Raw genomic sequence first — 20,995 nt, 5'->3', positions numbered from 1 at the left:
ACTATCATTGCAGGAAAAGCCATATAAATTCCATGAGTAAACGAACAGAAAAAACAATTGTCGATATTGCGGAAGAACTGCAACTTTCGGTTTCCACAGTATCCAGGGCGCTGAACGACCATCCTAACATCAGCGCACGTACGAAAGAACGTGTGAAAAAGGTGGCCAAAAAAATAGGATATCGTCCGAACGCACTCGCTGCAGGTTTGCGCAACAACAAGAGCAAAACCATAGGCCTCATAGTGCCCAGAATTTCTATGTTTTTTCCTGCAACGATCAGTACCATCATCCAGAATAAATTACAGGAATTCGGCTATAACCTGATCATCTGCCAATCCAACGATTCCTACGAACAGGAAGTGGCCCTGGCTAATACGTTGTATTCCGCAAGGGTAGATGGACTGGTGGTGTCAACCACACTCTACACCACTGATTTCGCGCACTTTGATATCTTCCGTAATAATAATATTCCCCTGGTATTTTTTGACCGGGTGCCAAAGGATTATAACGTGAAGGTGATTAAGGGAGATGACTACCGTGGCGGTTATGTAGCCACCACGCACCTGGTAGAGAAGGGTTGTAAGGATATTGTGCATATCTCAGGACCGCTGACCTGTTGTTTATACAGCGATCGTGTGGCAGGATATAAAGCAGCATTGCAGGAACACGGACTGCCATCTAAAAAGAACCGTATTTTTTACCAGGAGCTGACCCGTGAAAATGCGTGGCAGACCTGCGAGAAAATTTTCGGTCAGCAGCCGTATCCGGATGGCATCTTTGCCTCCAACGATACTACTGCCATTACCATCATCGAATATTGCAGAAAGATGCACCTGCGCGTACCGGAAGATGTAAAGATTGTTGGCTACTCCAATGATCCGAGAACCGAAATCGTGACGCCTTCCATCTCTTCTGTAGATCAATATCCCGCCATGATGGGAGAGCGGGTGGTAGCTGTACTGATGGAACTGATCAACGGCCGCCAGAGCGCTGAACCACGTTATTCACAGGAGATAATTCCAATCCAGCTGATAGAGCGGCAATCCAGCGCCGGAAAGTCAAAAACGGGCAAAAAGAAATTGACTTTATCTTAACTCAGACGTATATACGAAATCATGAAAAGAAAACTTATTATTCCATTATTACTGTCAGCATTGTGTTTGCAATCGTACGCACAGGTTGGCAAAGCCAACAGGGACCTGCTGCAGAAAGCAGATGAATCCTTACAGTTTGCCGCCCGTCAGTACAAACTGATGGCCAAACATTTACCTGATACTGTACTGCCTAAAACTACTGATGCTAAAACCGGTAAACTGGCCACTTCCAATAGTCGCTGGTGGTGCTCCGGATTTTATCCCGGCGTAAACTGGTATTTGTTTGAGTACACCAAAGATCCTGCGTTCAAAGCGGAAGCGCTGAAACGCCAGGCATTGGTAGAAAAAGAAAAGAACAACAAAGGAACACATGACCTCGGTTTCATGATGTTCTGTCCTTTTGGCAATGCATACCGTATTACCAAAGATCCGGCGTATAAAGACGTACTGCTCACCAGCGCTGCTTCTTTATCTACCCGCTTTAACCCAACGGTAGGTTGCATTAAATCATGGGATCATGGCACCTGGAAGTTTCCGGTGATTATCGATAACATGATGAACCTGGAACTGCTCACCTGGGCCAGCAAAAACGGTGGTGGTAAAAAGTACGCGGAGATTGCAAAGATCCACGCCAACACCACCATGAAAAATCATTTCCGCCCGGATTACAGCTCTTACCACGTAATTGATTACGATCCGGCCACAGGTGCGGTGCTGCAAAAGAAAACACACCAGGGCCTGGCGGATAGCTCTGCATGGTCGCGCGGGCAGGCATGGGGCCTCTACGGCTACACCATGATGTACCGTGAAACAAAGAATAAGCAATACCTGGCGCAGGCAAAACATATTGCGGACTACATACTCAATAATCCACACATGCCTGCGGATATGGTGCCTTATTGGGACTATGATGCACCAAACATTCCTAACGCACCGCGCGATGCTTCCGCTGCTGCTGTAGCTGCATCCGCCCTGCTGGAACTGAGCAAATACACCGACAAAGCTACCGGTAACCGCTACTGGGGTGCAGCAGAAAAAATGCTGACCAGCCTCTGTAGTCCTGCTTACCTGGCTAAAGAAGGTGAAAACAACGACTTCATCCTGATGCATAGCACAGGGTCACTGCCTCATAACTCTGAGGTAGACGTTCCCCTGACGTATGCGGATTACTACTTTGTTGAAGCGCTGTTGCGCTACAAACAATGGGCTAAATAATATCTTAAAGGTAACGGGGTGTTGGTTTTCCTTCACCCCCTTTTTTTTGATTAAAAAAATTATGCACTGTGAACAGAAGAAAATTTTTGCACGCTATTCCCGTAGCGGGACTGGCTGGGTCCTTAGGTACCGGCAAAGGACTCCTCCACGATGTAGCGGCCGATGCTGCCGCCAAACCTCCATCCGACAGAGATTATAACGCCACACTGCTGTATCGTATAGCCCATCCCGTTATTGATGCGTTGAGTCGTGGCCAGCTGAAGCAGCAGATGCCGCGCGAAGTAGCGCCGCATTATGCCAAGCCGGTAGACAAGGTAACCTACCTGGAGGCCTTTGGCCGCACTATATCCGGCGTAGCACCGTGGTTGGAATTAGGGGGAGATGATACCGCCGAGGGCAGGCAACGTGCCGCGTTACTGCAAAAAGCCAGAACGGCCATGCACCAGGCAACCGATCCTAACGGTGCCGACTATATGACGTTCAATAATAAATTTGATGCGCAACCGCTGGTAGATGGTGCTTTCCTTGCGCTGGGTATCCTGCGGGCACCCAACCAGCTCTGGGGCAGCCTGCCCGCCGCTACGCGGCAGCAGGTGATCGACGCTTTAAAGGGACTGCGCGTAGCCAGAACGTTCAACAATAACTGGGTACTGTTTGCTGCCATCATAGAAGCCTTCCTGCTGCAATTTGATACCGGCTGGGATCGTAAACCGGTAGATACTGCCATCAGCAAAATGATGGAATGGTATAAGGGCGACAGCATGTACGGCGACGGCTCCTCTTTTCATTACGATTACTACAACGGTTTCGTAATGCATCCGATGCTGGTGCAGGTGCTGAAAGTACTGGTGGATAAAGGAGAAGGCAGCAAAGAGCAATATGAACTGGCGTTAAAACGTATGCAGCGTTACGGCGCCATACAGGAGCGACTGATTATGCCGGACGGTGCATTTCCGGTGGTAGGCCGCTCTATGGCTTACCGCAGCGGTGCATTTCAGCCGCTGGCGCAATTGGCGCTGGAAGGCAGGCTGCCTGCGGAAGTATCGCAGGCGCAGGTACGCAGTGCCTTAACTGCCATGCATAAACGCATTTTTAACAACGCAAACAACTTCGACAAACAGGGATGGCTGCAGATCGGTTTCTGCGGACATCAGCCTGAAATTGGCGATTACTATATTTCTACAGGCAGCTTATACCTTTGCACCAACAGCTTTCTGCCACTGGGATTGCCGGCACAGCATGAGTTCTGGACGGCGCCTGCGGCGGACTGGAGTGCGGTGAAGGCCTATGGCGGGCAAGGGCTGCAGGCCGATCACGCCATTACAGTTTAATCATGGATCAACAGCCATCAGTATACCTGGCTCGGCAATAATGTTTTGTAACACCGCAGGGGATGATATATAACTAAATATATCATCCCCTGCTTTTTTATAACGAGGATTAAGTTGGGCTATATTTCTGAAATACCTGCATGCATCAATGTTTTCGGTGAGTATATAATCTGCCGGAAGGTATTTGTTATTGGAGATGAAACTAAACAATCCCCCATTGCTGCCTGTAAAATGCTGCAGGATGTAGTCTGCACAGTCCTGCGCTTCCTTCTTTGCCGCTTCATTAGCGGTACACTTATAATACTCCCAGTTTGCTATGGCGGTATAAAGCACATCACCCAACGCTACTGTGGCTTTAAAGGCTGTATCATGTAAGTAGCCGCCATTTGCCAATTTGAAATTTTTTTGTAACGCAACTAAAATTGAATCGGCTTTTTGAAGGTGGGCAGGAACTGCTAATACTTTATGGAGATGCAGGAATGCTGTGGCCAGTTGTGCATTTTCTCTGGCATAGCAGGTGCTGTCAATATCAGGAATACCTTTTTGAAGTCGTGCTGTTGCTGACAACTGGAAGTAGTCACCCGCGTGCACACCCTTTATAACATCTGCATCCTGCGAATTATAATACAGGCCGGATGGGCTACGCATGAATTTATCGAGCCAGGATACTATATGTACTGCCTGAAGCAATGCACTGCTATCTCGTGTTACAGCAAAGTAATCGGAATAAATTTTAATGTAGCGTGCCTGGATGCTTAATATTTTTTCGAAATGTGGATAATCCCATCCGTTATGGGTACTGTACTGATATACGCCTCCCCATACCGGATCATTGAGCTTATATGATTGCGGAATGGTGATTTGCAGCCACTTTTGGAGTACCTGGTCCGTATGATAACGTTGGAGCGCATAGGCGATGCCATCATATTCCAGAAATCGCTGTTGCATATCATATCCGCCTTTTTCCATATCGAGGTAGGAGAGAAAATTATCATGGATAAATGCTGCTGAAGAGAGGGACCACTTCTTTGTTCTGTAGGAGCTATTGGCCGCGCCCACTTTGGCAGGTGGCATCATCCGCGCGGTGGTATATGCACCTTTCAGTAGTGCAAGGAATGCTTCAGGCGCCTGGTAACCGGAATTTTTTAAAATCTCCCTGCCGTCCTCATAAAATATGATAGTAGCTGGCCATCCGTAATCTTTATATCTGGCATATAAATCAGGACGCTTATCCTGATCCTCCCTTACAAGTATAAAATGTTCTGCCAGGTATTGTACGATTGCCGGGTTACTGTAGGTAGAATCATCCATCACGTGGCACCAATGACACCAGCTGGCCCCCAGGTCGAGGAGCACCGGTTTATGCTCCAGTTGCGCCTGTTTAAAGACCTCATCTGAAAAGCGCTGCCAATGATTCACCTGCGCATGAACAGAGGAAATACAACAGCTTAAAATCAATAATAACAAATTACGCATGTTAATCATGTACGTGAGACCGCTAATTCCGGTTCATATTTTATTAATTAATCCGCAGCACCAGCAGATATATTGCTATCAGCAAGAGAGGGGCAAGAATGTGAATATGTTGCGTAAAATTCCGGAAAAGAAAGTATTGGCCGCTTCCTATGTTCCGCGCTGCTACTTTTGTGCTACTGCAAGAATCCTGCAATGCAGCGTTTACATCTCCCTTAACAAGAAAAGAGAAAGTAAGAATATTTTGACGGCAAATGAATATATAAATAATTGTAAATAAGACTAATAATGAAAGCAGGAATAGATATTCCATTTTAATTGTTTAAACTTTTATTAGGATATGAAATATTTTATTATTTTTAGCGTATAACCTAATACGATAGTATAAAGCTTATTGAGAGTTAGAAGTAATAACCAAAATCTGAATAAAAAATAATCGCACGTAAAACTGCCTTTTAGTTGTAAAATTCATTAACTGCTTGTAAATGCTTAGAGGAAATGGTCCTGATGCCAATTTGTGTCCTTGTGTTACTATTCATCTACATGCTAAACCGATTTATTGAACCTGAAAATTTTCTACCTATCAGTATAGTATAGTAAGAGGAAAATGCCAATGATGGTATAACGACTTTTTTATTTATTCAACCAAAATCTGAACTTCATGAGGAAACACTTACTCGTGGTGGCCAGCATGCTATTACTAGCATTTTCTGTAATGGCCCAGAATCAGCGTACAGTTTCAGGTCGTGTCACTGACGAAACGGGTGGCAACCTGACTGGTGTAACTGTTAGTTTTCCGGGTGGTAAAACCGGAACAGTCACCAACACCAAAGGGGAATTTACACTCACCATCCCCACGGCTGTTAAGCAGTTACGTATTTCATTTGTAGGCTACGAAACCAAGTTGGTGCCCATCACCGGCGACAACGTTGGTGCAATCACGTTAGGCCTCGACAGCAAAACAATTTCGGAAGTGGTAATCGTAGGTTACGGTACCCAACGCAGAACAGAAGTAACGGGTAACATCGCCTCCGTTAGAGGAGGGGCAGTTGCCGAAATGCCTATCCAGAGCTTTGAAGCGGGATTAGGTGGCCGTGCTACAGGTGTACAAATCACCGTACCCAACGGGGTGGTAAACAACCCGCCGGTATTCCGCATCCGCGGTGTAAACTCCTTGTCGCTCAGTGCATATCCGTTGATCATCATCGACGGTGTACCTACTTTCACCGGCGACCAGGGCGCTACCAGTGCACCGCTTAACCCATTGGCAAGTATTAACCCCAGTGATATAGCCTCCATCGATATCGCCAAAGATGCGGCAGCTACCGCCATCTACGGTAGCCGTGCAGCCAACGGGGTAGTATTTATCACCACTAAAAAAGGTAAGCTGGGAAAAACCAGGTTTAACTACGACGGCTGGGTAGGCTGGAGCAAACCCGTACGCCTGCCTGAACTCCTGAATGCACAGCAATACATCGATATCAAAAACGAAGGGTTGAAAAATGCGAATAACCCTAACAGATATAAGGCCAACACAGATGCCAATGGTAACATGGTAGACGTAAACTGGCTCGATGTGGTATATCGCGATAAAGCATTCTCCCAAAGCCATAGCTTCAATGCTTCCGGCGCTACGGAAAATACCAGCTACTACTTTTCCGGTGGTTATACCAACCAGGAAGGTATCCTGAAGCGTAATGCTTTCGGTCGTAAAAACCTCCTGTTTAACCTCGACCAGAAAGTAGGTAAAATATTCACTGTAGGTACTAAATTATCTTACAGTAATGAGCAGAGTCTGATCTCCGGTTCTTCCGGATCACTGGAAGGTGAAGCCTTCAACTCCGGTGGTTTAGCCAGGCTGGCCTTTCTTACATCCCCCACTACCTCTCCTTACAACAACGACGGTTCCTATAACGTAGACGGTGCGCAGATAGGCCGCCAGGGCAACCCTGCCCTCGCTGTAGGGATCTACAATCCACAGGTATTGCTTGATCTGGATCACTCTAACACAGAGAACAACCACATTCAGGCAAACGTATACGGTGAGCTGAAACCATTCGACTGGTTAACGCTGAAAACCAACTATGGTATCGACTACCTGCTGATGAATAACGACATCTATCAGAACAACCAAAACGGTGACGGTTACGCATCTAATGGCGATATCTTCAACATCTATACACAGGTGAAAAGATGGGTATGGACCAATACCGCTGATTTAAATAAATCTTTCGGTAAAAATAATTTTGGCCTGTTGCTCGGTCTGGAACAACAGCACGACGATTATCAGCGCTACGGCCTGGAAAGACAAAACCAGACAGATAACATGTTTAACACCATCCAGGGTGGCTGGTTGTCTGATTTCTCCACCGGATTAGACAGAGGTGAAAACTACCTGTACTCCGCTTTCTCCCGTTTGAATTATAACTATGATGCTAAATATTTCCTGAGTGCTAACCTGCGCCAGGACCAATATTCCGCTTTATCCCCAGGCCATAAAAAAGGTACCTTCTACGGCTTTAGCGGTGGTTGGGAAATTGCGAAAGAAAAATTCTGGTCTTCCGGTGGTATCAGCAATGTTTTCAGCAATTTCAAAATCAGGGCAAGCTACGGTAAAGTAGGTAACATGGCCGGTTTAGGAAACTTCGACTTCATGTACCTCTACCATCCGCAGCTGTATGGTGGTAACCCGTCTATGTACTTCAGCCAGTCCGGTAACTCAGAGCTGGGTTGGGAAGAAAGTAAGAAAACAGACGTGGGTATTAACTTCGGTATCTTAAAAGACCGCATCAATTTTGAAGTAGCTTATTACCACAACAACGTGGACGGGCTGATCCTGCGGATGTCTTCTCCTCCAAGCTCCGGTTTGCCTTCTACTATTCCGGTGAACGTAGGTTCCCTGTTCAATAAAGGTATTGAAGCATCTGTAAACGCTACCGTAATTGATCACGGCAGCTTTAGCTGGACTTCCAACTTCAACTTCAGCTACAACAAAAACCAGATTACATCCCTGCTGGATGGTGTAACAGAAATTCCTTATACTACCAGTGGCCTGGAACAAACTTCCATCAACAAAGTAGGCATGCCGGTAGGTATGATCTACGTAGTACGTTCTGCGGGTGTGAATCCTAAAAACGGCCGCCGTATGCTGATCAATAAAGACAACAAACAGGTGGAGTATGATCCGTTAGCAAAAGCATACTACGATATGGAAGGTAAGCCGGTGAGCGCTGTGAGCGTAACTTCTGCAGTACCTTATGCCAACACCAATCCGAAGTTCGTAGGTGGTTTTGAAAACACTTTCAAATACAAAGGATTTGAACTGAATGTAATGCTGACCTATCAGGCAGGTTTCTCTGTGTATTATGGTTCCAACGCGGGTCTGAGAGATCAGCGCTACTGGAATAACAGCACTGATGTACTGCACAGATGGCAGAAAGAAGGCGATGTTACCGACTTCCCTAAAATCTACTATGGTGACAACGTATCCAACGGTTCATCTTATGCGATTTCTGCCAACGTGTTTAAAGGAGATTTCGTGAAGCTCCGCAATGTTGGTTTGAGCTATAACATTCCTTCAGAAGTGGTGAAACGCGCGCATCTGGGTGGTGTACGTGTGTATGCAACCGCACAGAACCTCGCTATCTGGACTAAATACCCTGGTCCTGATCCGGAAGTATCCTCCAATGGTAATAGTCCTTCCGGACAAGGTATTGACCGTAATACACTCGCCAACGGCAGAACGGTAACAGTAGGTGTTAATGTTAATTTCTAAACCGAATGAAGATGAAAAAAATCAGCATATATACACTGTTGCTGGCAATGGGGCTGGCTTCATGCAGTAAAGACGATTTGCTTAATCCGATTCCTGCCGGCGACATGCCCGACTACGTGGCTTTCCAAACCAAGGATCGTATTGCGAGCCTGAACAATGGTTTGTATACCCGTTTAAAAGACGGTCGTTTCCTCGGAGGTAAATTTCAGATTGCCAATGAAGTGCGCGCAGAAGATTACCAGAATGAACTTTCAAACAGCGTAACCTTTAACCTTACCTGGAGAAGGGGCGCCAGCAATGAAACGCAGGAAGTAAAAGAGATATGGAATTACGGTTATCTCACGATCAATAATGCCAACCTGTTTTTGGATGGTATGAATGCCGGCGGTGGCAGCAAAGTGGTGGGGGATGATGTGGCGAAAGTTTACATCGGTGAAGCGAAATTTGTGCGCGCACTGTCCTATTTCAGCCTGTTGCAATTATACGCCCGCCCTTACTGGGATGGCAATGGCAGCAAGCCAGGTTTGATTATTTATACCGAAGGTAATAAAGACAAAGGCTCTTACCAGAAGGCAAGGAGCACAGTGGCTGAAACTTATACACAGATTCTTAAAGACCTGGATGAAGCAGAAGCAGCACTACCTAAAGCAAGTGCCGGCTCTCAGCAGTCCGTAACACATGCGAACTTTTACAGTGTAGTAGCGCTGAAAATGCGTGTATACCTGCACATGGGCCAGTATGATAAAGTAGTGGCTGAAGGTGCTAAAATTGTAAGCGCAGCTGCGCCTTTCGTTTCTCCTGGCGGTCATGGCTTACAGGCCGATGTTACCAAAGTATTCCAGGCGCCGTATACTACCAATGAGTCAATATTCTCACTGCCATTTACCAGTGCGGTGGGCGACTTCCCGGGTACACAAACGCAGCTGGGATACTACTTTGCGCCAAATGATGGTCCGTATGGTGGTAATGGTGAATACACCATGATCAGCACCGGTATTGTAAGTGACGCAGGCTGGAAGGCAACCGATGCACGCCGTGCAATGGTGTATAACGATGGCAGCGATAACTATATGACAAAGTTTGGTACACCCAGCCCGTATACCGACTGGGTACCTGTTTTACGCTATGCCGAAGTGCTGCTGAACCTGGCGGAAGCTAAGGCCCGCCTGGCGGCTGGCGTGGATGCCGGTGCGCTGGAACTGCTGAATGTAATCAGGCATCGTTCAGATCCTACTACCACTTTTGTGGCGGCTGATTTTGCTACCAAGCAGGATTTAATTAATGCTATCACAAAAGAAAAACATATTGAATTGCTAGGCGAAGGCTTCAGAGGCATGGAAGTTACCCGTTTGGGGCTGCCATTTGTAGCCAGGGGAGGTATTGTAGCGGTAGATCCTACTGCGGCAAAATACATCTACCCGATTTCTTCCGACGAGCTGGTGTACAACAAGCTTTGTGTGGATAACCAGTAAAGTTTTTGTTTCCTCTTTGTAGCGGCGCGGCATTTTCCAATGCTGGTCTTATTCATAAGCAATAATGGAGTCCCTCCCTTCCCAAGGGGGGGACATTCCGTTTCAGGCAGCGCTTACAGGCTCTATAACCATGTTGCAGTGCTTCTTGTTCATCCCTGAAAAAAACGCGGTTGGCGGTCTTCATTCGTTTACCGGAACTGCATTGCAGGGTACCGTATATTTTCAGCTTTTTATTGCCGCCAATTGTAATGGCTCCTGTCCGGATGAGTTGCAGGAGATTTTTACTGCGTGTATACGTGGTGGTGCCCAATTGCTGATGGTGTATCATATATTTTTTTCGGGGAGATGTAATGGTTTTTCCGGCTGGTATCCCGTGGTGGCGGTTGATTCCCGGCTGGTGTTAGTGCATCACAAGTTTTTTTCAGGGAGATGTTAACTGCCGCCGGGGCTGATGCTGCGCTCCACGGTAGTTGCTGGTGCATCACAAATCTTTTTCCGGGGAGATGTTAGCGGCCTCCCAGCCCAGTATCGCGTTTTTGCGGGTAGCGCCCCAGTGGTAGCCGCCTGTTTCACCGTTGGCTTTTATCACGCGGTGGCAGGGGATCAGAAAGGCCACGGGGTTGCTGCCAATGGCGCTGCCTACTGCGCGGGAAGCGTTGGGGTGATTGATTTTTTGTGCGATGTCGGAATAGGTGCTTACCTGTCCGAGCGGGATATGCAGCAGCGCATCCCATACTTTCAGCTGAAAGGGGGTGCCTTTGAGGTGCAGTTTTATGTCGGATAAACTGGCCCAGTCCTGCGTAAAAATATACAGTGCATGTTGTTGCATCAGATCCGTCATTTGCCTGAAAGTGGCGGCAGGAAAGGCTTGTACGAGTCCTGTAAATGCGGCGGTTTCATCTTCCGAAAAAGCCATATAACAGATGCCTTTGCTGGTACTGGCTACAATCACGTTGCCAAACGGACTTTCGGCGAAGCTGTAGTTGATTTGTAAGGCTTTGCCGCCGTTTTTGTATTCACCCGGGGTCATGCTTTCGATGTTTACAAACAGGTCATGCAGCCGGCTGGTGCCGGAGAGGCCTGTTTCAAATGCAGCATCCATGAGGGTGGCCTGGTCATTTTTAAGCAGGGCCTTGGCATAGTCGAGTGTGAGGAACTGCAGGAATTTTTTGGGAGATACGCCTGCCCATTCTGCAAAAACCCTTTGGAAATGAAAGGGGCTGAGGTGCGCGGCAGCTGCTATTTCCCGGAGGTCCGGCTGTTCTTTGAAGTGGTTTTTAATGTAGTCGATGGCGAGTGCCACTTTTTCATAATTGTCCATAGCATTCACTTTTAACACAAAGGTAGCGGGTGGTGCAGTGCCGGTAAACCCGATTATTGCGCAGTTTATCTATAACATATTTTGTGATATGAGATTTTTTTGTAGATTTCCAAAGATAAAGGAAGCTATTTATTCATAAAATTTCATGTTGATGAAAATCAAAAAGAGCATGGCTTTATTAGCCGCTGCCTTTGTGACTGCCGGGGCGCTTTGCTCCCTGTCGCTGCCACAGGAACCGGAGAAGCCGAAGAACCTGAAGGTGCTGCCTAAAAACATCAGTCACGAAGAGCTGATTGTGGTAATGCGCAACTTCAACAATGCCCTCGGTGTAAAGTGTGGCTTTTGCCATGCGCCTTCCAAGGATGATCCCAAACACATGGATTTCGCCAGTGACGAAAATCCGCACAAAGGAGTAGCACGCGATATGATGCGTATGACCAGCCGTATTAACAAGAAATTTTTCAAAGGCTCCGAGCCGATGACAGTGACCTGTTATACCTGTCACCACGGTAATGAGGAACCTGTGAGCAAGCCTGCCGACAAGGCACCTCAGGCGCCGCCTGCCAGGTAATTTTTTTCCGGCATTTCCCCCGTGCCGCAGGCAGGGGAAAATGCCGGTGGGAGGGCACCTTTAGTGCCCTCCCACCGGCCACCGGTACCTAAACCCAGTTTTAACACTGCGAATACACGAAATCACTTATCTTTGCATCTGTCTTTTGAGATAATAGCATACAACCTGAAAAACTTGCTCTCCTCATTGGTCATCTGTACAGGATTTTAGACCTGTAACATATTCATAACAGACCAGATAAACTTTCACATTTTTTGTAATAGCTAATCCGGTCAACCCCGACGCACATCCCGGGTTAAATTATTAAACATGCAATTTGAGCAATTAGGGCTTATTGAGCCCATTTTAAAAGCCGTAAAAGCTGAAGGCTATACGACCCCAACCCCGATCCAGGAACAATCCATTCCAATTGTATTAACCGGAAAAGATTTGTTAGGCTGCGCCCAAACCGGTACCGGTAAAACGGCAGCTTTTGCCATTCCTATTTTACAGCGACTGTATAACGAAAACTGGTCGTCTGCGGGGTATAAGCATATCCGTGCACTCATCCTCACGCCTACACGCGAACTGGCCTCCCAGATCGGTGACAGCTTTACCGCTTATGGAAAGCATACGGGTCTGAAACATGATGTAATCTTTGGTGGGGTACCACAGCATAAACAGGTGATCTCTCTGCGCAGCGGTACAGATATCCTGATTGCTACTCCGGGCCGTTTACTCGACCTGATGAACCAGGGTATCATCTACCTGAACTACCTCGAGGTATTTGTGCTGGATGAAGCGGACCGTATGCTGGACATGGGCTTTATCAACGATATCAAAAAAATTATTAAGGAGCTGCCTACAGAAAGACAAACCCTGTTTTTCTCGGCTACCATGCCACCTAAGATTTCTCAGCTGGCTAATTCCTTACTCTATAAACCTGAAAAGGTGACCGTAACGCCGGTGTCTTCCACAGCCGAAAGGGTGGAGCAGGGGGTGTATTACATCCGCAAAAAGGATAAACAGGCATTGCTGGAGCTGATTCTGAAAAACAAGGAAATTGACCGTACCATCGTGTTTACACAAACCAAGCATGGAGCGGACAGGATAGCTAAAAACCTGAAGCGCCGCGGCATCAATGCCGATGCGTTGCATGGTGATAAATCACAGTCTTCCAGGGAAATGGCGCTGGCCAACTTTAAAAGTGGCCGTATGCGCGTACTGGTAGCTACTGATATTGCCGCCAGAGGTATCGACGTAGACGCGCTGGAACATGTGATCAACTACGACCTGCCAAATGTGGCCGAAACTTATGTGCACCGTATTGGTCGTACAGGAAGGGCCGGCGCTTCCGGCATTGCACTATCCTTCTGTGATCATGAGGAAAGAGCCTACCTGAAGAGCATCCACCGTCTTACCAAACAGGAAATCACTGTTTTGCGCCATCCTTTTGAGGAAGCAGCAAATATGGAAGCGAGGAGTGCAAACCCGGATGCACCTAAGGCCGATCCGCGCAGGCCTAAGCCAAGGAACATGCACAAGAAGCGTTATCAGAATGATAAGCGTGATAAGAAAAAAGTAGATTTTTAATGATATAGCAAAACCTTCGGTTTTGTGACAAAGGTTCCGCATTTTATGCGGAACCTTTTTTTATCTCGCTATTTGTGTAGATCTGCGTATAATCATCGAAGAGCGGATGACGGTATTCCGTTCCCAGTTCCTGGTCTTCCTTTTTTCCAGCATATTAAACAGCACAGTGGCCGCACTTTTGCCCATATCATGTGCAGGCTGAATGATGGTGGTAAGTGCCGGATTTAACAGGCTGGCAGTTTCCAGGTTGGAGAAGCTGAGTATCTTCACATCAGCGGGGATGGCGAGTCCCAGCGATGCGCAGGCATGGTAGCTGGTGATGGCCAGTTTTTCCACCGAAGCAAAAATGCCATCCGGCTTTTCAGTGGCCAGCATATTGGTTATCAGCTCCTGGTTACGCTGTGGGTCAGTGCTGCAAGGCAGCAGTAAGGACGCTACATTTCCATTTTTGGTGGCTATGGCCTGCTGAAATCCCTGCATACGTTTGCAGTCGATCGACAGGTGCGGGGAGATGGAGAGGTACGCAATTTTCTTACATCCTACCTCCATCAGATGATGAGTGGCCAGCAGGCTGCTGTCAAAATCATCTGTGGTAACGGTGGGCGCGTCCAGATCGGCACAAATCCGGTCGAAAAACACGATGGGTATGCCCTGTTCCCGGATCGGGTGCAGGTGCTGGATATTACTGGTGTTTCCCGCCATGGACATGAGAATACCGTCTACCCGGCCGCTCAGTAAATGCTGAATTACTTCCGCTTCTTTCTGCTGATTTTCGTGGGTGAAATAAATAAGTACATGATAGTTTTTTTCCTGTGCGATGGCTTCTATACCATTGATTACGTGGGAAAAAAAGTTATTGGAAATTTCAGGAATGATCACTGCAATAGTTTTGCTGCGTTGGCGGCGTAAACTGCTGGCATAGTGATTTGGCTGGTAATTTAGCTGTCGGGCCAATGCATGTACCTTCTCTTTTGTTTCTGCACTGATCTCATAGCTATCCATCAGCGCCCTTGATACTGTGGATATTGCCAGGTTTAACTCCCTGGCAAGCATTTTAATGGTGATTGCACTCATAAGACTTTACCTCTTTTTCATACTCTGTGGACCTGATACTAATTTAGCGCAATTTGATGTTTTATGCAAACGTTTCCGTAGAATTTTTCAGGAGTCAACCGAATTGCTGTTACATTTAACCTTACTGGTACAAAATATTAGCCTTTCAATAAAAATTACACTAAAAGCAGAGCTATGTTCTCGCGTAAATTCCTTTTAATCGTTATGATGCTGTTTGGCGTCCTCGCTACTTCGGCCCAAACAAAGAAGCTCACAGGAAAAGTAACCGGGGTGGATAACAGCCCCCTGCCAGGAGTAACCATCCAGGTTGCCGGCACAAAAGTAGCCACCGTCACATCCGGAGAGGGTACGTTTACATTAAACATACCGGCAGGCACCAAAGCAGTGCTGCAACTATCTTCTATCGGATATGAACCGTTGCAGTATACGGCCACAGCTGATAATGTAACCATTGTTTTGAAGGAAGCAGTGAAATCATTGTCGGACGTAGTGGTAGTAGGTTACGGTACTGCTAAACGTAAAGATCTTACCGGTTCCATCAGTTCCGTTCCCATTGCCAATACCGAGAAATCACCGGTATTTGGTACCAGCCAGCTGCTGCAAGGGCAGGTGAGCGGGGTGCAGGTAACGCAAACCAATGCGCAGCCAGGGGCCTCCTTCTCCGTGCGGGTACGTGGTACTAACTCCATCACCGCCGGCAGCGATCCACTGTATGTGATTGATGGTTATGCCGGTGCTGATATCACCACCATCAACCCTTCCGATATCGCTACCATGGATGTATTGAAAGATGTTTCCGCCACCGCCATCTACGGTAGCCGTGGTGCCAACGGGGTGGTGATCATCACTACCAAACAAGGTTCCGCTGGCAGAAACACCGTGTCGGTAGATTTCTACCGTGGTATGCAGGAAGTATCAAGAATGCTGAAGATGATGGACGCCACCCAGTTTGGTAACTACCTCAACACGGTACAGGCTTACCAGGGCAAAGCACCTGTATATACACAAGCCGGCCTGGATACCCTGGGTAAAGGTACCAACTGGCTGGATGAAATTATCCGTACCGCGCCGGTAACCAATGCGAACGTTTCTCTCTCCGGAGGAAGTGAAGGAACCAAATACTTCCTGGGTGCGAGCTATTTCGATCAGCAGGGGATTATCATCAACTCAGGCTATAAAAGGGGAACCGTAAGGTTTAACCTCACCCGTGATATCAGTAAAAAAGTACGCTTAGGTATCAATTCCTCTATCTCTTATAATACACAGGGCCTGGCAGCCATCAACTCCAACGGTGGTTCTACCGGTGGTACCCTGCTGGATGCCATGCGCATCAGCCCTGTTGGTCCTGTTTATAATCCGGACGGCAGCTATACATTCGTAGGTGCCAATGCTGATCTCCTTTCCCAGATCGGTAACCCTGTAGCCAATGCTATGCTGAACACGGATAAGCAGAAAGAGATGCGCACTTTTGCCAATATGTTCGGCGAATGGGAAATCATCAAAGGGCTGAAACTCAGGTCTACTTTGGGTGGTGAATACAGAACCGCCCGGGAAGATATCTTCCACCCTACCACTACTTATTGGGGAGCGCAGGATAAAGGTCTCGCCTCCATCGAAAGCAGGGTAGCCTATAACTACCTCACAGAGCATACGCTTACCTACGACAAAGCCATCAATAAAAATAATGCCATCACCGCATTGGTTGGTTATACCTATCAGCTGTGGAGAACCGAAGGATCAACCAACACAATCAATAACCTGACTACTAACAAATACGGTACTACCAACATGAGTGTTGGTACCGCAGTGCCGGTAAGGGTGCAGCCTACTGAATATGCGATCCAGTCGTACCTCGGAAGAATTAACTATCGCCTGATGGATAAATACCTCTTTACCGTGAGCATGCGTGCGGATGGTACTTCTAAATTTGGCCCGAATAAAAAATGGGGTTACTATCCATCCGGTGCATTTGCATGGAGAGTATCGGATGAGGAATTCCTGAAAAATGTAAAACAGATATCTGATCTGAAAGCCCGTATCAGCTACGGTACGGTGGGTAACCAGAGTATTGACCCCTATCTCTCCTTACAGCAATACACTACTAACTCTTATATCCTGAGTCAGGGCCGTGTGGTGGGTACTTCTCCCAATAACTTCCCTAATCCTGATCTGGGATGGGAAAGCACCAGTTCCTTTGACTTCGGATTTGACCTGGGGTTATGGAATAACAGGCTGACAGTTACTGCTGATTACTACAATAAGCAAACGTCGGACCTGCTGTTTAGCAGAACTATCCCTTCCACTTCCGGCTTTACTACTGTAATGGCCAATATCGGTAAAGTGGAAAACGTAGGGTATGAACTGGGATTAAGCAGTGTGAACGTAGAAACGGGCCAATGGAACTGGACTACCTCATTCAATATTGCTACCAACAGGAACAAGATTAAAAGCTTAGGTGGCCAGGATAATATCCCGCAGGGTAACGTAAGCTCCTCCGTATTTCCGGGTGGTCAAAACTCAGGTATCCTGAAAGTGGGTGAGTCCATCGGCTCCTTCTACGGTTACCAGTTTGGTGGCATCTGGCAGTCGGACGATCAGATTAAAGCCAGTGGCACTAAACAAACCGTAAAACCAGGTGATCCGATTTATGTAGATCAGAATGGTGACGGTGTACTCTCCGCGGATAAAGACAGGGTGATTATTGGTCATGCACTGCCTAAATTTACGTATGGCTTTACCAGTAACCTGAAATATGGCCCATGGGCACTCAGCATCTTCCTGCAAGGGGTACAGGGCCAGGATATCCTGAACGTAAGCCGTATTGAAATGGAAAACGGTGCCGTGTACAGTAACAAGTTCGCTTATGTAGCTACTGACAGCTGGCATGGCGAAGGCACCAGCAATACGCTGCCAGCCATCGGAAGCGGTTTAAGAAGAGCATCCAACGTTACCAGTGATATTGTGGAAGACGGAAGTTTCCTCCGCATCAAAACCGTAACGCTCTCTTACCAGTTACCACTGCCTAAAATCACCAAAGATGTATTCAAGTCAGCACTCATCTACGCTACTGTACAGAACCTGTATACCTTCACCAACTATTCCGGTTTTGATCCGGAAGTGAATACGTATGCTAATTCCTTTGGTAACTATACTTCTCTAAATATTGACTACAACCCTTATCCAAACATCAGAACCTATACGGTAGGTGTTAAGTTCGGATTCTAAAAATTGTATTCACAGAGAAAACTAATTAAAAATGAAAAAACAAATTTCCATCATATTATTGGCAGCAGCCGCCATGTTTGGTTCGTGCAAAAAAGGGCTGGATGAGGTACCGGAGGGTTTTCTGATTAACGGAACGGCTTATAATGATGCCAGCGATGCGCAGTCTGCTGTAAACGGCTTGCTCAGTGCCTTACAGCCACAGGCTTATTATCAGCGTACTATTTACGTCATCACGGAATGCTCCGGCGATGCCTTACAACCAATTGCCGGGCAAACTCCTGAGCGACTGGAAATGTTTAACATTACTTATACGGCGGGTAATGTGGAAATCAGAAACTGGTGGCAAAACAGCTACAAGCTGATTTCCCGTGCTAATGATATCATTGCCTATGTGCCGGCCATTCAAATGGATGAAGCGCAGAAAAAGAACCTGCTTGGTAATGCATATTTCATGCGGGGTATGGCCTATTTCGACCTGGTAAGGAGCTTTGGGGACGTGCCTTTGGTGCTCAGTCCTGTTACCTCCCTCAATGATCCTAATATGTATCTCCCCCGTACAGACGGAGGTACCATTTATAAACAGGCGATTGAAGACCTTAAATACGCAGAAGCTAACTGCTTTCCTGAAAATAAAATAACACTCAAAGGCATGGTTTCTTCCGGTGCGGCTTCTGCCATGCTGGCAAGGGTATACCTGCAGCGCAACAGCACACAGTGGAAAGATGCTGCCGACAACCAGAATGCACTGGATGAGTGTAACAAGGTGATTGGTTCCGGCCTCTATAAACTCCTGGATAAATACGCAGATGTATTTGACTGTGATAAGGAGAATGGCGCTGAGCACATTTTCAGTGTGCAGTTTGGTGCAAACGGCTCCGGTACCACGCAGAATATCATCGTAAGGATGTTTTCTCCGGCCGGCCTCGGTGGCTCTGGTTCCTTCCTCACCACCCAGCAGTTTTACCAAAACGCTTACTTCTCTGCGGCCGATACCCGTAAAGCCTGGAACCTGTCCAACTTCGACGGCTCCAAAACTGTTGATCCTTTTATCTATAAATACCGGGATGCACAATGGGCTAAAAACAGTAACAACGCCCGTAACAACTGGCTGATCCTGCGTTACGCAGATGTGCTGATGATGCAGTCGGAAGCGATGAACAACCTGAACCCGGCAGATCCTGCCAAGTTCGACGGCCTCAACGCCGTAAGGAAACGTGCGGGCCTCACTGCACCTGAGTTCCAGCTGAACCTGACCAACACACCTAATGCCCAGGCATTTGTGGATACCCTGGTGAAAGACCGCTCCCGCGAGCTGTGCGTGGAAGGTCACCGCAGATGGGACCTGATCCGGTTAGGCAAGTACAAGGAAGTACAGCAGTCCCTCGGACATAAAGTAGAAGATTACCAATTACTGCTGCCGCTACCACAAACAGAGCTGGATGCAAATACTAAACTGAAACAAAATCCGCTATATAACTAAAATTAAAAGATATCTCTTTGAAGAAGGCCGCACGTTGTTGCGGCCTTTTTTTTGCTGTTAACTCCCCCTTTCTTCCTTAAAAAATGACGATAGTAATATTACATACATCATATTCCCGAATAAATAACGGTGATGTAACTGTGTTATTCCTTATTTTGAGCAGCCTTTTATCTGCTATCACGATAAGAATACGGGATTATCTGAGAAATCCCGTTGAACATTTGATATTGTATTTTTATTTTTTGATTTTGACCCTTTTAATGAGATGGATACCCGAGCCAACAAATTGAGTGAGCTGATACGCAGACGTCCAGCCATGTTTGTCGGAAACCTGCACTTTACCGGTTTTGCCAACATGCTGGAGTTTGTATTGGAAGAGATGTTAACTGAGATCACGACTGATACTACCATTGAGATTGAATTCCTGAAAACCAATGCGATCCGCATGACTGCTAAAAAAGTAGCCACCGCCGGATTAATTAACTGTATCTATAACCTGGATCAGCCGGATATGCAACAAACCAATTCCCTGCCGGTAGCCATTATAGTAGCGCTGAGCCTGCACGCGGAACTGGAGATCCATCACCTGGCTGATGTGCTCACGCTCGATAGTAAACAGGGGGAATACATTCTTAATGCAAAGCCGGGTGAGGACACGCCCGGCAAGGTAGCCATAGAGTTTACACCTGATCCGTTGATATTTCATGACTTTATACCCGACTATGAGCAAACAGCAGCCCTGATGCAAAAGTTTGCCTACCTGTACCCGGGTGTTAAAATTATTGTGGAAGACCACCGACAGGACCATAAGCGAAATGTGTTCCGTTATCCGCAGGGTGTCAGTCGCCTGCTGGATACCGCCATAGCACAGCATCCGCACGCGAGCCCGTTTTTCCGGCTCGACCTGAAGGCGGCCATTCGCGACTATGTATACCAGGTAAGCTTTTGCTATCAGCCGCTGTGGCTAACGACCTCGTATGTACGATCTTTTGCCAACCACTACGAGTTGTTTCTCGGCGGTGCACTGATAGAAGGGGTACAGGATGGTATTATTATGGCGATCAAAGAGGCCGCGCTGATCACCAAAACTAAAATCCGCATCAGTAAAAAGAAACTGGTGGAAAGTATGATCCTCATTGCTGCGGTAAGGGGGAAGGGACTGGAGTTTGTTGGGCCAGGAAAGTGGCGGCTGGAGGCCGCAGCCGTAAAAAATGATATTAAGAAATATGTATTTGCAGAAGTAGCCAGATACCTGGCCATCAACCCGGATGAACGCAACCGGGTGGTGCTGAATTTTGCGTACGAGTTTGAATAGTACAACCGGGGGCAAAAGTTAAATGAAAGTGCTGAGAATCGACTAAGTGATTATAGGTTCCCGGCAGGTACCCGAAT

The 20,995-nt window shown here is 47.1% G+C and carries 14 protein-coding genes; 10 read left to right on the top strand and 4 right to left on the bottom strand.

What is annotated here, in order from left to right; all coding sequences use genetic code 11:
• Positions 1-32 precede the first annotated feature (32 nt).
• The 3 genes from BUB18_RS01695 (at position 33) to BUB18_RS01685 (ending at position 3,640) form a co-directional block, all read left to right on the top strand.
• Positions 33-1,094 carry a LacI family DNA-binding transcriptional regulator gene (locus BUB18_RS01695; RefSeq protein ID WP_073077398.1) on the top strand — a complete coding sequence of 354 codons (1,062 nt, stop codon included), beginning with the start codon at positions 33-35 and terminating at the stop codon, positions 1,092-1,094.
• 21 nt (positions 1,095-1,115) lie between these two features.
• Positions 1,116-2,309: a glycoside hydrolase family 88 protein gene (locus BUB18_RS01690; RefSeq protein WP_073077397.1), complete on the top strand. Its 1,194-nt coding sequence runs from the start codon at positions 1,116-1,118 to the stop codon at positions 2,307-2,309.
• Between the two features lie 68 nt (positions 2,310-2,377).
• A complete protein-coding gene (locus BUB18_RS01685; RefSeq protein WP_073077395.1) occupies positions 2,378-3,640 on the top strand; it encodes a DUF2264 domain-containing protein in 1,263 nt (420 codons plus the stop codon).
• Here the strand turns inward: BUB18_RS01685 and BUB18_RS01680 are convergent, their stop codons facing one another.
• Positions 3,641-5,116 (bottom strand): DUF255 domain-containing protein, encoded by a 1,476-nt coding sequence (locus BUB18_RS01680; RefSeq protein WP_178372063.1) that lies wholly within the window; start codon positions 5,114-5,116, stop codon positions 3,641-3,643.
• Positions 5,117-5,774: 658 nt separating this feature from the next.
• On the opposite strand from BUB18_RS01680, the gene BUB18_RS01670 reads away from it, so the two are divergent.
• Both BUB18_RS01670 and BUB18_RS01665 read left to right on the top strand, forming a co-directional pair.
• Positions 5,775-8,888, top strand: a complete 3,114-nt coding sequence (locus tag BUB18_RS01670; protein ID WP_073077390.1) for a SusC/RagA family TonB-linked outer membrane protein — start codon at positions 5,775-5,777, stop codon at positions 8,886-8,888.
• Between the two features lie 11 nt (positions 8,889-8,899).
• A complete protein-coding gene (locus BUB18_RS01665; RefSeq protein ID WP_073077389.1) occupies positions 8,900-10,360 on the top strand; it encodes a RagB/SusD family nutrient uptake outer membrane protein in 1,461 nt (486 codons plus the stop codon).
• A 52-nt stretch (positions 10,361-10,412) separates the two neighbouring features.
• Here the strand turns inward: BUB18_RS01665 and BUB18_RS30070 are convergent, their stop codons facing one another.
• Both BUB18_RS30070 and BUB18_RS01655 read right to left on the bottom strand, forming a co-directional pair.
• Complete coding sequence (locus tag BUB18_RS30070) at positions 10,413-10,688, bottom strand: Ada metal-binding domain-containing protein (protein ID WP_073077387.1); 276 nt, start codon at positions 10,686-10,688, stop codon at positions 10,413-10,415.
• A 153-nt stretch (positions 10,689-10,841) separates the two neighbouring features.
• A complete protein-coding gene (locus tag BUB18_RS01655) occupies positions 10,842-11,681 on the bottom strand; it encodes a bifunctional helix-turn-helix domain-containing protein/methylated-DNA--[protein]-cysteine S-methyltransferase (RefSeq protein ID WP_073077386.1) in 840 nt (279 codons plus the stop codon).
• Positions 11,682-11,832: 151 nt separating this feature from the next.
• Between BUB18_RS01655 and BUB18_RS01650 the strand changes: the two genes are divergently transcribed.
• On the top strand, positions 11,833-12,252 hold the full coding sequence (locus BUB18_RS01650; RefSeq protein ID WP_073077384.1) for a c-type cytochrome: 420 nt from the start codon (positions 11,833-11,835) through the stop codon (positions 12,250-12,252).
• A gap of 309 nt (positions 12,253-12,561) precedes the next feature.
• Complete coding sequence (locus tag BUB18_RS01645) at positions 12,562-13,824, top strand: DEAD/DEAH box helicase (RefSeq protein ID WP_073077382.1); 1,263 nt, start codon at positions 12,562-12,564, stop codon at positions 13,822-13,824.
• Positions 13,825-13,884: 60 nt separating this feature from the next.
• On the opposite strand, the gene BUB18_RS01640 is transcribed toward BUB18_RS01645, so the two are convergent.
• Positions 13,885-14,898: a LacI family DNA-binding transcriptional regulator gene (locus BUB18_RS01640; RefSeq protein ID WP_073077380.1), complete on the bottom strand. Its 1,014-nt coding sequence runs from the start codon at positions 14,896-14,898 to the stop codon at positions 13,885-13,887.
• A 174-nt stretch (positions 14,899-15,072) separates the two neighbouring features.
• On the opposite strand from BUB18_RS01640, the gene BUB18_RS01635 reads away from it, so the two are divergent.
• The 3 genes from BUB18_RS01635 to BUB18_RS01625 all read left to right on the top strand — a co-directional run bounded on the left by BUB18_RS01635 (position 15,073) and on the right by BUB18_RS01625 (position 20,918).
• Positions 15,073-18,123 (top strand): SusC/RagA family TonB-linked outer membrane protein, encoded by a 3,051-nt coding sequence (locus BUB18_RS01635; protein ID WP_073077378.1) that lies wholly within the window; start codon positions 15,073-15,075, stop codon positions 18,121-18,123.
• A 31-nt stretch (positions 18,124-18,154) separates the two neighbouring features.
• Entirely contained in the window at positions 18,155-19,603 is a 1,449-nt protein-coding gene (locus tag BUB18_RS01630; RefSeq protein WP_073077376.1) for a RagB/SusD family nutrient uptake outer membrane protein, read from the top strand.
• 316 nt (positions 19,604-19,919) lie between these two features.
• Positions 19,920-20,918: a DNA topoisomerase subunit B gene (locus BUB18_RS01625; RefSeq protein ID WP_073077374.1), complete on the top strand. Its 999-nt coding sequence runs from the start codon at positions 19,920-19,922 to the stop codon at positions 20,916-20,918.
• Positions 20,919-20,995 lie beyond the last annotated feature (77 nt).

The organism is Chitinophaga jiangningensis (assembly GCF_900142605.1).
GTDB classification, from domain to species: domain Bacteria; phylum Bacteroidota; class Bacteroidia; order Chitinophagales; family Chitinophagaceae; genus Chitinophaga; species Chitinophaga jiangningensis.
Note: the sequence above shows the minus strand (reverse complement) of the source record. Positions and strands in the feature narration are given on the sequence as shown.